This is a genomic window from Paenibacillus sp. JNUCC32 (genome assembly GCF_014863545.1).
Classification (GTDB): domain Bacteria; phylum Bacillota; class Bacilli; order Paenibacillales; family Paenibacillaceae; genus Paenibacillus_AQ; species Paenibacillus_AQ lautus_A.
The window spans coordinates 6094898-6108470 of record NZ_CP062260.1 but is presented as its reverse complement, the minus strand read 5'-3'; the positions used below and the strand labels follow the sequence as shown (position 1 = coordinate 6108470).

The window sequence follows — 13573 nt, the reverse complement described above, 5'->3', positions numbered from 1 at the left end:
CCGAGGGCTGCTAATTCTTACCATAAGCTATTACCGGATCTTCGAGCCAGATAGTTCGCGATCGTAAGCAGTCCAACACTAATAATCGCCTTAAACAATCCGATGGCAACCGCATAGGAATAACGGTGTGATCCTAGGCCTACTCGATAGACATACGTATCTATAACATCGGATACCGGCCTCAGCACAGGATTGGATGCCAGGAGCAAGATGTCCTCGAATCCGGCGTTGAGCAAGTTGCCGATAGCAAGAATCATGAAGATGATGACGACCGGCATAATCGAAGGAAGCGTAATCAGATAGATCTGCTTGGTCTTGCTAGCCCCGTCAATGTCTGCAGCCTCGTACAGCGCCGGATCGATACTCGCAATTGCAGCCAGGAATACAATCGAGTTAAATCCAATCTCCTTCCAAACGTTAGCCGAAATGAGTATTGTCCAGAAATATTCTTTCAATGAGAGAAAATTGATCGGTTCATCAATGGCCCCTATCCTCTCCAGCAGAATGTTGATGCTTCCGTTCTCCGTTGACAGCAAGGCGGTGGTGAACCCTGCCACAATAACCCATGATAAGAAATGGGGCAGATATGTAATCGTCTGGATGACTCTTTTGAATAGCATATGGCGAACTTCATTCAATAAAAGTGCCAGTACGATCGGTGCCGGAAATCCGATGAAGAATTTCAACAAACTGATGACAATGGTGTTGCGCAAAATCCTTTCAAACTCGGGAGCGGCAAAGAAGGCTTCAAAATGTTTAAAACCAACCCACGGGTTATCCCAAATCCTTGAACCGGTGAACAAGTTATAATCCATAAAACCCGTTATTACTCCGTACATAGGCAGATAGGCAAAAATGAAAACCAGAATCACTCCTGGTAACACCATAAGTTGAACATCCCATTGCTTCATTAATCGCCTAAGGAAACTTTTACTATGGATTTTTGGCTGCCGGGAAATGGGTGATTGCTGCTGTTCTGTAGTCGCTTGCGGCATATTTATCCTCCCGTTACGAAATGATGTAAAAGCATGCTGGGTCTCTGGATTTGCAGCATTCCGAAACCGTTTGCAATTAGCTTAGTATCATTCTACCCATGGAAATATATTGAAGCTATATAATAAAACCCCGATTTTTTATACTTCCACCGGAATGTTTTATCGTTTCCAATAAATAAAAAAAGACTGCCTTCAGGTCATATAGACCTATAAGGCAGTCTCTGTATGCATCTTTAGGCAGCCATCATTTAGCCCTGACCTCGACCACCGTCGAGAAGAAGGTAGCCCCACCCCCCAAGTCGGACAGCCTGTCCGGCGTAAGGGCATTGGCGCGCTGCTTGCGGCCCTCGCCTTCCCACCACAGGCCTTGGCTGACTACGGTGCCCGGCAGCATTTTATCCGTCACCTTCGCCCGGACCTCATAGGTTCCGCGGTCATTATATACGATGACCATCTCGCCGTCCTGAAGCCCGCGTTCCTCCGCATCCGCCGGGTGAATCTGCAGGGCCGGCTCCTTCTCCAGCTTCTGATGCTTCTCCACGTTCGCAAAGGTCGAGTTCAGGAAGTTATGGTTTGGCGGCGAAATGAACATGAGCGGGTATTGATGACCGCGGCCGCGCCTTACCCCGTCATATCCTTCCTTCAGCGGCACGTAGGTCGGAAGGGGCGGCAGACCTGCTTCCTCCAGCTGCGCAGAGTATAACTCGATGCGTCCCGAAGGTGTCGGCAAACGATCCAGATACGTGTCAAGCGGCGTCATATCGAGCTTCACATGGCGCTGTTCCCTCAGCTTGTCCAGCGTGACGCCGTTTAGATAAGGGTTATCCGGGAAGTCGAGCGCTCTTGCGATCATCTCTTCCTCGGTCTCATGAAAAGCCGGTTCCTGGAATCCCATAGCCCGTCCCAGCATGGAGAACAGCTCTACGTTGCCCTTGCTCTCCCCAAGTGCCGGAATGACCGGCTCCTGCAGCTGAACGTACTGATGCCAGTAGGAAGCGTACAGGTCCGTATTCTCGAACGAGGAGGTTGCCGGGAGCACGATATCGGCATACTTGGCCGTGTCCGTCATAAACAGGTCATGCACAACCGTAAACAGATCTTCCCGTGCAAACCCTTCCCTGACCCGCTCGGTATCGGGAGCCACAACCAGCGGATTGCTGCAATAGACGAAGAGCGACTTAATCGGCTGTTCGGTCATGGCAAGCGCTTCGCCGATCCGGTTCATGTTAATCGTGCGCGCTTCGGGATTCGGCCGGAGATCGGGACGCTCAAGCGCGTCGCTATCCATGCTGTTGTAACCGCCGTTCGACTTCGCGGCCCCTCCGCCCCGCTTCAGCCATTGTCCGGTCAAAGCGGGAAGCGCGGCAATGCTGCGCACCGTCAAGCCGCCGTTGTCGTGATGCTGAAGACCGTTGCCGATATGGATGTAGGAGGTATCGGCCCGGCCATAGAGGTCGGCCAATTTCTCGATATCCTCGATCGAGATGCCGGTAATGGAAGAAACGTGCTCCGGCGTGTATTCTTTGACGTGCTCGCGCAAGGCTTCATGACCAATCGTATACTTGCGGAGGAATTCCTCATTTACCATGCCGTCACGGAACATGATGTGCATGAGGCCGACGGCCAGCGCCGCATCCGTGCCTGGATACAGCGGAATGAACCAGTCCGCCCATTGCCCCGTCTGGTTCTTGTGGACATCGATCACAACGACCTTGGCACCGGCTTTGCGTGCTTTCTCTGCAATCACCATCTGGTGCATATTGGTGCTGACGATGTTTCCGCCCCAGACGAGGATGACGTCGGCTCGTACGGTGTCCTCCGGAACGGTTCCCCCATTAAACCCCATCACGGATTTCCAGCCCTCATTGCCCGCGGAATTGCAGATCGACTGCTTCAGGCGGCTGGCACCCAGCCTGTTGAAGAATCTGCGGTCCATGCCGTCGACGCTCAATATCCCCATATTGCCGTAGAAGCTGTAGGGCAGGATGCTCTCGGAGCCGTATTCCTCGATCAAGCCCTTATAGCGTCCGGCTATCTCCTGAATGGCTTCGTCCCAGCTGATCCGCTCGAAGGCGCCCTCTCCCTTGGGACCTACTCTTCGCAGCGGATAGAGCACTCGTTCCGGATGGTACACCCGGTGTGCCATATTACGGACTTTATTGCAGATGGCTCCCTGCGTAATCGGATGCTCCGGATTACCGGTCACCTTGACGATTTTTCCGTTCTCTTTATGCAGCAGCAGGCCGCATGTATCGGGACAATCCAACGGACATACCGCCGGAAATACGCCGTTTTCCTGATGAATCATCGCTTGAGTCATTTCGTGCTTCCCCCTTTTGCTCGGCTGCATCATATCCCATTATCTTAAAAGAAAATCGGGGTTCCAGTAAAGTCATACATTTTTTTCTAATCAGGTGATTCACTTTTCTTCCCCCCGGGTATATTCCTATCAAGAGCAAAGAAGAGGAACCCAGACCCTTTCTCTTCCTTGCCGAATCATGGACCACTCCCAAAAAAATTCGCCATGCCAGTGTCTCCTCCCCCGAGACCGGCATGGCGAATTTGTTTATATGGCATCCTCCCAGTGACCGATGTTCCCCGCGACTAACCTTCCATATTATAGAAACTCGTGATTTTCGCAGAAAACATGCAAAATAAAAAGCCTGTCAAAGCCACGTCTTTATGTAAGCGCTTATCTGTCATTTTTTATAAATAATTCTGTTCGAATGATCGTTGGAGGATGTTTTACAAACGATTGGAGCAGGCGTAATATACTATTCAGCTTCGAAAACATTCTTCATATTCACATGACATTCGCTTAATTTCCTTGATGGAAAGCGGGGGAACCAACCGTATGGAGGGATACCTATAGGATCCTTCAACCATACTAAGGGGTGAATCCTGATTCAATCGCGTACGTACGCCGCGATGGAATCAGGTAGGGCGACTCTCACCGCCCGAATCCGACAGCTAACCTCGTCAGCGTTGATCGGGAGGGTTGTGAACTTGTGATCAAACACAGGGTTCTAACCTGTGTTTTTTGTTTGCCAAAAATCAGCATAGGAAGGGTGACCGTTCCTAGGTCCAGCATATAAAAAACACCGATAGAAGTCCGTTCAGGGAGCTTCTACCATGAACTTAATCTTAAGCGGCGGTGAAAAACAACCATGTTATCCTCAATCAAGCGCTTCCTCATCGGAAGACCGCTTAAATCGACGGAATTAGGCGAACAAAAGCTGAATAAAACCAAGGCGCTGGCCATCCTGTCATCCGATGCACTATCGTCCGTGGCCTATGGCCCGGAACAAATCCTCATTGTGTTGATGACCGTCGGGGCAGCTGCCTATTGGTATTCCATACCGATTGCCGTCGGCGTCCTGGTCTTGTTGCTGGCACTTATCCTGTCGTACAGACAAATTATTTTCTCCTATCCGCACGGCGGCGGCGCATATGTCGTGTCCAAACGGAATTTGGGCATGTACCCGGGGCTGGTGGCCGGCGGTTCCTTGCTCGTGGACTATATCCTGACGGTTGCGGTCAGCGTGTCGGCCGGGACGGATGCGATCACGTCGGCTTTTCCGGAATTGCATGCCTATAATCTGCCGATCTCCATCGTGTTCGTTCTATGCTTGACCGTATTGAATTTAAGAGGGGTTACGGAGTCGGCCTCCATACTGGCTTATCCGGTTTACCTGTTCGTGCTTGCGTTATTCATCCTGATCGGGGTAGGGATATTCAACATTGCCACAGGCCATGCGTCTCCGGAGCTTCATACGCCGATCGGCACGCCCGTAGCCGGGCTGAGCTTGTTTCTGCTCCTGCGCGCATTTGCCTCGGGCAGCTCCGCCCTGACCGGCGTGGAGGCGATTTCCAATGCCATTCCGAATTTCAAAGACCCGGCCCCGAATAACGCGGCCAAAACTCTGGTGGCGATGGGGTCGCTGCTGGCCCTGTTATTTTCGGGCATCGTTTTCCTGGCTTATTACTATGGGGTCAGTCCCAGCGAACAAGTCACGGTCGTTTCCCAAATTGCCGAGCATACCTTCGGGCGAAATGCGCTTTATTACTTCATACAAGGGACAACGGCCTTAATTCTGATCCTTGCCGCCAACACGGGGTATTCCGCTTTTCCCCTGCTTGCCGTCAATCTGGCGAAGGATAAGTTCATTCCTAGAATGTTCACCGTCCGCGGCGACCGTCTGGGATACTCAAACGGAATCATTATTCTTGGATTTTTCTCCATTCTGCTGCTGCTGGCTTTTGAAGGCAAAACCGAGCATCTGATTCCGCTCTATGCCGTCGGCGTGTTTATCCCGTTTACCCTCTCCCAGACGGGGATGATGGTGAAATGGATTCGCGAAAAGCCCGAAGGCTGGATCGTCAAGCTGATCATTAACACCACCGGCGCATGCATCAGCTTTATCGTGACCATGATCTTCTTCTTTACGAAATTCGCCCAGGTGTGGACCGTGCTGATATTCCTGCCGCTGATCATCTGGATTTTCACCCGGATCCGCAAGCATTACGAGGCGGTAGCGGACCAGCTCCGGATTACGACCTGCGAGCCGGTTAAGCCGATTGAGGGGAATGTCATCATCCTGCCTGTGGCAGGAATCACGCATGTGGTGGAGAACTCGCTGAATTACGCCAAATCGCTGGGAGCGGGCCAAATCATCGCGGTGTACGTGCCGTTCGAGCGGGAGGAGGAAGTCGCCTTCCAGGAAAAATGGAAAAAGTGGCAGCCGGACATCCGGCTGGTGACGCTGCACTCGCCTTATCGGAGCATCATTCAGCCGCTGACGAAATTCATCGATACCGTGCAGCGCAAGGCCAGCGAATCCGACTATCAGGTTACCGTCGTCATTCCGCAGTTCATCCCAAAGAAGGGCTGGCATAATTTCCTGCACAATCAATCCAGCCTGCTCATCCGGGCACATCTCCTGTATCGGAGAGACGTGATCATCACGACGGTTCCCTACCATTTAAAAAAATAGCGGGCTTGTTCCCTGCTTGATTCATTACTGGGAACAGCCTCGCCCATCACGACAAAAAGCTGCGATCAACCGCTGCCTTTCATCAAGGACGGTTGAACGCAGCTTTTTCTTTAAGCCAGACGCTCGCCAGGCTTCCGGCATTAGGAAACATTCTGCGCCGAATGAACCTGTTGAGGAGCGCCGGCCGATGGCACAGGCGTCTGCTCGCCGCGCGGAGCGGCTGCGGCCTGTTTCTCCTGCTTTAAATAAACGGTTCCGTATGTCGCTCCCACAAATAACGCGCCGCCAACGAAATTGCCCAGCCATACCGGAATGAAGTTCATCAGATACTCGCCCCAGCTGTAATAGCCTTCAAAAATCGCGGCCGGGATGAGAAACATGTTGGCCACCACGTGCTGAAACCCGATGGCGACAAACGCCATGGTCGGAAACCAGATCCCGAGAATTTTGCCGCTCATCTGATCCGATCCGTAGGACAGCCATACGGCGAGGGCTACGAGCCAGTTGCACCCGATGCCCGACAGGAAGGCTTGCAGGAAGCTGTCGTCCAGCTTATGCCCGGCCATATCCACCAGTTTCTCCAGGTAAACGCCGCTGCCTGTCAGACCGGTCACATGGCCGAAGAAGTAAGCGACGAATAACGCTCCCAACATATTGCTGACCGTGACAAGCGCTAAATTCCGCATCATCTCCTTCGTGGAAATTCTCCTCTTGAATCTGGCCAAGGACACGGCCATCATGTTGCCCGTCAGCAGCTCCCCGCCTGCAAGCAGGACAAGAATCAGGCCGACGGGGAATACCGCCGCGCCTATAAAACCGGCAATCCCTCCCCATTCCGGAGACGCTCCGGCAATCACGCGTATGTCAAGCAAAAAGCCGAGCGCAATAAATGCCCCCGCAAGGAATCCTAATATCATCACGTTTATGGCGGAGTTATGCGCTTTTTTCACCCCGTTCTCCACGGTAATCTCCGCAATGCGCTCAGGTTTATGGTAAGCCATGGTCACTCCCTCATTTCTTCCGCATCCGCCTTGTCTACCTATCCGAATGCAGCTCATGATATTCGTGTTATCGTTACCAACATTGTAACGCAGCTTCTTTGGCAAGAACGTGAATTATATCACGAATCGTGTCCGTCAGGGACGGACAGATGCAGATGTGATGTTCCGTATGCCTTGATCTGCTGACCACGCTGCAGCGAATAACATGGATCGGATTCGGTGTGGCCATTTAAGCGATATATGGATATAGGCACAGCACCCTGTCCATGGGTGGAGCTTCGGATCAGCTTTAGCAGGGTGACTCCTTTCGCTTCCTTCGAGGAATCGCATATGCCGAAAAAGCGGTGCCCGGGTTTCTCCCCGGCACCGCTCTTTTGGATTGTCTTTACCAGTACGAAGCCCGTTCGTGTTGGATACCATTCTGCCAGATTCGGCTTAAATGTATAGATTTTTACTCACCCGCTAGGCTTTGGCCGCAGTCTCTACCCTGACAGGCGCCTCTGTTTCCTGCACCGGCACCTTGGCGATCGGCAGCTTCATGCTGATGAATGACGACAGCAGGAAGAGCGCGCCTGCCGTAAAATACACCACGACAATGGAGGTTACCGACATATACCAGCCCGTCAGCCCGGAGCCGATGAGCAGCATGCCGGTAAATATCGGCGTCATCACGCCGTTCAGCCGGCCAATGAATTTCTCTTCCACCTGCTGCATCATCACCGCCATCAGGACCGTCTGGGCCATGGCCATCAGCACCCCGGTGACGAAGCGCATCGAGCCGGTCAGGATCGGCCACTGGGACAGCACCTCGACAAAGGTCGAGAGTCCAAGGAAGGCCAGCCCCGCGAACAGCAAGTAGGAACCTTTCACTTTGCCTGCAATCACCGCTGCGATCACACCGCCGATCAACATGCCCAAGCCCTCAAGCGCGGTGAACCACTGGACGCTGGACATCTCCAGCTGAAGACGCTCGGTGATGACGAAGATGTCGAGCGGCTGTACGAGTCCGCTGCCCAGCGCCAATAAAACGTAGACCACCAGCAGCACCTTCAACAGCCGGCTGGAACCGATGTAGGCGAAGCCTGCCTTCATGTCCTTCACGAACGAACCGGCTGATTCCGAGTCCTTGGAAGGTTCGTCCACGGTGGAAGGCAGAAAGGCCAACACGATCGCCGAAGCGCCGAACAGAATCAGCAAGCTGATTAAAGAGGCCTGCAATCCAAATGCTTGATAAATCGTCGTGCCTACCATAGGTCCCAAAATGATAAACAGCGACATCGAGGTCTGGGATAACGCCGTGGCCGCGGGCACATGCTCATCCGGCAAACACCGCTTGATGATCTTCATGGACGATGGCTGCGAGAATTGCGATACGACGGCCGAGACCAGCGTCACCGCAAACACGGCCTGCCAATATCCCGCATACACAACAAACAAAATAAGCAGAATGGATATGAAGCTTAAAATATCCCCCCATATCATCGTTCGCTTGGGACGCCAACGGTCAGCCAGTACGCCGCCAACCATGGAAATCACGAAGATCGGCGCGTATTCAATCACGGTCAGCAGCGATACGGCGACCGGGTCATGGTTGCTCTGCTCCATAATAAAGAACAACAGCGCCATATTGCGGATCCAGATCCCGATATTTTGCATAAAATCAGATACCATCAACAGCACGAACGCGCGGTTGCCAAACAAATGCTTCATACTCCATCCCCCTGTTAAAACCGACTATTCGGTTTATTTATATTTGCGAAAACGCCCTTTCCTGTTAGCTAAGAAAAGCGTTTTCGATAAATCCTCCTACCGCACCGTACGCTATGAACCTTCACCCGATAACACACCGTTCAAAAAGTACATCACGCTCTTGCGGTACAGCTGCCTTAATTCCTCCTGGGACCGTTCGAAGTACGAAACCGACAACCCGTCCAGCAGCGATCCGAAAATAACGGCTATTTCGTCGATATCCTCTGCCGCTATGCGTCCCTCGTCCGTTCCCTCTGCCAGAATTTCGCGGTAGAGCATACGCGGACCTTGCAGAATCGCCAGCATTTCGCCCACAATCGTCTTATTTTCCGGCTGGTTGATATAGAATTCCTCCGCGATTTTGGTGAGCGGATTCTGGAAGTCGTCAACCATGTGATCGGCGATCCCGTACAGCTTCTCCTCAAAGCTGGCGTAACCGGCCTTTTTGTCGTCCCAGGCTTCCATCCATTCCCGATTCTGCTTTGTCAGCAGCTTGACGAACAAATCTTCCTTGCTCTCGAAGTGATAATAGATACTTCCCTTGCTGGCCCCCGTATACTTGACCAGTTCATCCATTGACGTTGCCGCATATCCGCGCTGGATGAACAGCTCCTTGGCTTTATCCAGAATCAAATCCCGCTTTCGCTGCGCTTTTTCTGATGACATCGGTATTAGCACTCCTTGCGTTGGATTCAACAGTCCGCATCAACCAGCGGAAATCCGTGATCCGTAATAAAAAATGTATTCTGTCATGAATGAACTTCATCCTTCTTTAAAAAACCGACTGTACGGTTTAATCATACTGAAAACCTCCTCCCATGTAAAGGACGCTCTTCCGAATGCAACGAAAAAAGGACTTTGCCGAAGCAAAATCCTTGTCCATCTCGCACATTCCAAAATAACAACATGCGATGTATTGCTGCATTATTCCACTGCCCAAATGGCTCTTCCTTCTTTCATCGGATCGCCGTAACTCAGCTGCAGCCCCTGAACGTCCTGCTTCACCTCGTACGGAATCTCGCCCGTCAGCTCGCCGCCCGGAGGAATGGTTCCGTCCAGCATCTTCACGTCATCCGTAATAGGAACCGTATAGTTAAGATCGCTTGAATCCGTCATGGAAAAAGACAGTGCCGAAGAGATGACCAACGGCTCCTGACCGTTGTTCTTCACGGTAATGTCGACCACCTTAAACGTATGGCCGGGCTGGGGCTTCAAGTACTCGTCGCCTTCGGAGTCGCGTACGCCGTTCAGCGTGATGACCGCGCCGTGGTAATCGACCGTATCGCCTACAGCGGCAGGCTCGTCGATCGGTTTCGTCTCTCCATCGGCAGGTTGACCCTCCCCTTGGGATGGTTCTGCCGGCGGTTCCTCTTCAGCCGCCCCCGTCTGATCCGTTCCCTCGCTATCCACGACAGCCGGCGGGGTTTCTGCCGGCGGGTCCGCCTGATTGCTGGAACAAGCAGCCGTCAGCAGCATGGAGAACAACACAGCCGAGACCAGCATTATTTTTTTATTCATACTTTATCCTACCTCCTGAAAGTCGATATCGATATGTCCGGATATTTTCCAATTCGCTGTCAAAATCCATATTCCTTCTAAAACAAGAAAAAGACCCCCGAATCAGGGGGTCTTCGTTATTGCCTAGAATGAATTAAGCGTGTACCGGCGCTTTGGTCTCCACCGCCGGCAGAGCCTGCAGGCCGGCCGTGTTAAGGAAATTCCACGGCTTGTTGTAATGCGGCTGGAAGAAGAAATCGATGAAGGCCAGCTGCTCGATCGTCATGCGGTTCTGGATGCACACCGACAGGGTGTTGATGGACTGCGTCATGTCCGCCTTGGAGATCACCTGTGCACCGAGCATCCGGCGGCTTTCCTGTTCATACACCACCTTCAGCGTAACTTCCTCGAAGGTAGGCATGAACTCCGGACGGTAATGGTCCGTAATGGTGACCGTATCCACCTTCAAACCTTCATCCTTGGCCGCTCCCTCGGTTAATCCTGTCGAGGCAATGTTGTGTTCGTATATTTTCAATCCGGACGTACCCTGGGTTCCCATATAAGGCGTTGTGGGCTGCACCAAATTCCGTGCAACGAGCGTACCCATCCGGACAGCGTTGGTCGCCAGCGGAATGTACATCATTTTACCCGTCGGGTTATAGAGCACCGAGCAGCAATCGCCCGCTGCATAGACATCCTGCTTGCTGCTTTGCATATATTGGTCCACGACGATGGCGCCGTTCTTCAGCATATCGACCTGCCCCTTCAGCAGCTCCGTATTCGGTCGGAAGCCGATGCAGAGAATGACCAGATCCGTGTCGATCTCCCCTTTGTCGGTGATGACCTTATTCACCTTGCCATCCTGGCCTTGGAAGGACGTCACGGTCTGCCCCATGGCCATCTCGATTCCTTTTTCACGGAACGATTCCTCGATCTTGCCGCTGAACTCAGGATCCAGGTATTTGTTCAGAATCCGATCGGCACTGTCGATCAAAGTTACCTGCTTGCCGTTCTGTTGGAAGGCCTCCACCAGCTCCACGCCGATGTAACCGGCGCCGACAACGGTAATATGTTTGGCTCCTTGCGCTTTATCAATGATCGCGTTGGAATGATCGTAGTTTTTGCAGAGCAAAATATTATTCAAATCGATGCCTTCAAGCTTCGGTACGATCGGCCAGGATCCGGTGGTAACAATCAATTTGTCATAGGTATCTTCAAACGAATCTTCCGTGGCCAGGTTGCGGACCTTCAAGGTTTTCCGGTCCGTATCCACCGAGATGATCTCATGCTTCATCTTGGTTTCGACACCAAGCTCGTCGAGTTTCTGCGGCGAAGAATAGAACAGCCCGTCCGGATCCTTCACAACGCCCCCGACGTAAAGCGCAATGCCGCACGACAAGAATGAGATGTTATCATTGCGTTCGTAAACGGTAATCTGTGCATCGGGATAAAGTTTGGCGGTATTCACGATGGCGGACGTTCCTGCATGGGTACAACCGATAACTGCAACTTTCATGGTTTTTCCTCCTCCAAGTAATGAAGCTTTATATTGGTTTAAGATGAGCAATTTTGCCTGGATTCATGCTTGGTAACGCTTGTTGAGCATGAATGGGTGACTGGTAATACTAATTGTGAATGATTTCACTTCATGACCTTATTATAATGTGATTTATTTCACATTTCAATAGGCGAATTGCGTTATTCACATATTGTTCATAATTTCACATAGTGGGAATGATGAATGATCTTGACTCCAAGATTAACGTCTTGATGCCACCGAATAAGGCGAAATCGAGAATACGGGTATGGGATCCGGGGAAGCTAAAAGGGCCCCGCTTGCCAACATTCTCGAGATACCGGAATAGGTTTTTCTTATTAATAACGGATTATTCCCTTTTTGAAACAATCGGCTGCGGGTAATGTTGTGCAGGAGGTGCTTTATCATGACAACCGTATTTGTTGCCGGAGCGCATGGAAATACCGGGAGACGGATCGCGAAGCTTCTCGCCGAGAAGGGGTATCAAGTCCGCGGCCTGATCCCCGATGAGATTCAAAAACGGAAGATGGAGCAGGAGGGTGCCGAGGGAATTGTCGGTGATTTGACGCAGTCTTATTCCGATGGTTTAAGGGACGTAGACGCCGTCATCTGCGCAGTTGGCGCCGGGGTAACGGAAGATCCTCAGGAGACGGATCATGTCGGCACCGTGAGGCTGATCGAGCAGTGCGTGCTTCTAGGAATCAATCGCTTCATTATGATTAGCTGCATGGAGACCAAACATCCGGAGCACTTCTCCGAACTAAAGCCCTATTTGCTTGCCAAACATAAAGCTGAGACCATTCTTGAAGAAAGCACGCTGACTCACACGATCATAAGGACCGGCGAGTTAACGGATGACGCTCCTGCCGGCAGGGTTCAGGCACATCCCGATCTCCGGGAAACCGGATCCATATCCCGTCAAGATGTCGCTCAAGCAGCCGTGCTGTGTCTCTCCACGCCAGAGACGGAACTTAAGGCGTTCGATCTGATTCAAGGCGATCATCCCATACAAGATGCCTTGAAGGGTCTTGATTCGGGCTGAATGGACGAAATGGCGAGGGATTTCCCATAAAAAAACAGGACTGTTTCTCCTCCGGGGCAAATCCCCCGACGAAAACAGCCCTGTTATGTGCTCATTACTATCTGGCATTAACCCAGCAGGGATTCAATGGCGCCCTTCATCGATTCAGGCGATTCCTTCGGCTCAAACCGCTGGACCACCTTGCCTTCGCGGTCCACCAGGAACTTCGTAAAATTCCAAGCGATCTCTCCGCCTTCATTCGGTCCGGGCTGCTCCGATTTCAGATACTGAAATAACGGATGAGCATGCTCCCCATTCACGTCAATCTTCTGGAAAACCGGAAAGTTCACGCCATAGTTCAATTGACAGAACGATTCGGCCTCTTCGCTCGTACCCGGCTCCTGTCCGCCAAACTGATTGCACGGAAAGCCAAGAACCTGAAGCCCTTGCTGGCCGTATTGGTCGTACAGCTGTTGAAGCTCTCCATATTGCGGCGTTAGGCCGCATTGGCTTGCCGTATTCGCGATGATCAAGACCTTGCCCGAATACTGATCGAGCGAGACTTCCTGCCCCTTGGTATTGGTTGCATGATACTCATAAACTGACATCCTCGAATCTCCTCTCCAGCTTGTATTGAATGAACCGCTTGCTTCCAAGCTTCTGTAGCCTGGCCCATCTTCTTACATCATACCGAATATACGCCCCTAAACCAAATTTTCGGTTCCAATGCCTCTACCCCGCCATCCGTAAATCCATTATGATAAACGTATATCCGCTTC

10 protein-coding genes and 1 riboswitch are annotated in these 13573 nt (G+C 51.9%); of the genes, 2 read left to right on the top strand and 8 right to left on the bottom strand.

Features of this window, described 5'->3' with window-relative positions; all coding sequences use genetic code 11:
* Positions 1-17: 17 nt before the first annotated feature.
* On the bottom strand, positions 18-995 hold the full coding sequence (locus JNUCC32_RS26985; protein WP_090909857.1) for an ABC transporter permease: 978 nt from the start codon (positions 993-995) through the stop codon (positions 18-20).
* Between the two features lie 244 nt (positions 996-1239).
* Entirely contained in the window at positions 1240-3315 is a 2076-nt protein-coding gene (locus JNUCC32_RS26980; RefSeq protein WP_228468832.1) for a molybdopterin-containing oxidoreductase family protein, read from the bottom strand.
* 485 nt (positions 3316-3800) lie between these two features.
* Positions 3801-3996: riboswitch (cyclic di-AMP (ydaO/yuaA leader) on the top strand.
* Positions 3997-4162: 166 nt separating this feature from the next.
* On the opposite strand from JNUCC32_RS26980, the gene JNUCC32_RS26975 reads away from it, so the two are divergent.
* Positions 4163-5989, top strand: coding sequence for an APC family permease (locus tag JNUCC32_RS26975; RefSeq protein WP_009590329.1), 1827 nt, complete (start codon positions 4163-4165; stop codon positions 5987-5989).
* 140 nt (positions 5990-6129) lie between these two features.
* Here JNUCC32_RS26975 and JNUCC32_RS26970 read toward each other — a convergent pair whose 3' ends face one another.
* The 5 genes from JNUCC32_RS26970 to JNUCC32_RS26950 form a co-directional block, all read right to left on the bottom strand.
* Positions 6130-6990: a formate/nitrite transporter family protein gene (locus tag JNUCC32_RS26970; protein ID WP_192570374.1), complete on the bottom strand. Its 861-nt coding sequence runs from the start codon at positions 6988-6990 to the stop codon at positions 6130-6132.
* A gap of 462 nt (positions 6991-7452) precedes the next feature.
* Positions 7453-8700, bottom strand: a complete 1248-nt coding sequence (locus tag JNUCC32_RS26965) for an MFS transporter (RefSeq protein ID WP_015737789.1) — start codon at positions 8698-8700, stop codon at positions 7453-7455.
* Positions 8701-8811: 111 nt separating this feature from the next.
* Complete coding sequence (locus tag JNUCC32_RS26960; protein ID WP_192570373.1) at positions 8812-9405, bottom strand: TetR/AcrR family transcriptional regulator; 594 nt, start codon at positions 9403-9405, stop codon at positions 8812-8814.
* A 258-nt stretch (positions 9406-9663) separates the two neighbouring features.
* Entirely contained in the window at positions 9664-10257 is a 594-nt protein-coding gene (locus JNUCC32_RS26955; protein WP_192570372.1) for a DUF4352 domain-containing protein, read from the bottom strand.
* 133 nt (positions 10258-10390) lie between these two features.
* Positions 10391-11752 carry an FAD-dependent oxidoreductase gene (locus tag JNUCC32_RS26950; RefSeq protein ID WP_192570371.1) on the bottom strand — a complete coding sequence of 454 codons (1362 nt, stop codon included), beginning with the start codon at positions 11750-11752 and terminating at the stop codon, positions 10391-10393.
* Between the two features lie 427 nt (positions 11753-12179).
* Between JNUCC32_RS26950 and JNUCC32_RS26945 the strand changes: the two genes are divergently transcribed.
* The gene (locus JNUCC32_RS26945) at positions 12180-12815 is read left to right on the top strand and encodes an SDR family oxidoreductase (RefSeq protein WP_192570370.1); all 636 of its coding nucleotides are present in this window, start codon (positions 12180-12182) and stop codon (positions 12813-12815) included.
* Between the two features lie 107 nt (positions 12816-12922).
* Here the strand turns inward: JNUCC32_RS26945 and JNUCC32_RS26940 are convergent, their stop codons facing one another.
* A complete protein-coding gene (locus tag JNUCC32_RS26940) occupies positions 12923-13402 on the bottom strand; it encodes a glutathione peroxidase (RefSeq protein ID WP_096775822.1) in 480 nt (159 codons plus the stop codon).
* Between the last annotated feature and the right edge of the window lie 171 nt (positions 13403-13573).

What these genes read in the sequence shown, in the direction of transcription:
- JNUCC32_RS26980 (WP_228468832.1), bottom strand. Translation starts at nt 3,315, where the DNA reads ATGACTCAAGCGATGATTCATCAGGAAAACGGCGTATTTCCGGCGGTA.
- JNUCC32_RS26960 (WP_192570373.1), bottom strand. Translation starts at nt 9,405, where the DNA reads ATGTCATCAGAAAAAGCGCAGCGAAAGCGGGATTTGATTCTGGATAAA.
- JNUCC32_RS26965 (WP_015737789.1), bottom strand. Translation starts at nt 8,700, where the DNA reads ATGAAGCATTTGTTTGGCAACCGCGCGTTCGTGCTGTTGATGGTATCT.
- JNUCC32_RS26955 (WP_192570372.1), bottom strand. Translation starts at nt 10,257, where the DNA reads ATGAATAAAAAAATAATGCTGGTCTCGGCTGTGTTGTTCTCCATGCTG.
- JNUCC32_RS26975 (WP_009590329.1), top strand. Translation starts at nt 4,163, where the DNA reads ATGTTATCCTCAATCAAGCGCTTCCTCATCGGAAGACCGCTTAAATCG.
- JNUCC32_RS26970 (WP_192570374.1), bottom strand. Translation starts at nt 6,990, where the DNA reads ATGGCTTACCATAAACCTGAGCGCATTGCGGAGATTACCGTGGAGAAC.
- JNUCC32_RS26945 (WP_192570370.1), top strand. Translation starts at nt 12,180, where the DNA reads ATGACAACCGTATTTGTTGCCGGAGCGCATGGAAATACCGGGAGACGG.
- JNUCC32_RS26940 (WP_096775822.1), bottom strand. Translation starts at nt 13,402, where the DNA reads ATGTCAGTTTATGAGTATCATGCAACCAATACCAAGGGGCAGGAAGTC.
- JNUCC32_RS26985 (WP_090909857.1), bottom strand. Translation starts at nt 995, where the DNA reads ATGCCGCAAGCGACTACAGAACAGCAGCAATCACCCATTTCCCGGCAG.
- JNUCC32_RS26950 (WP_192570371.1), bottom strand. Translation starts at nt 11,752, where the DNA reads ATGAAAGTTGCAGTTATCGGTTGTACCCATGCAGGAACGTCCGCCATC.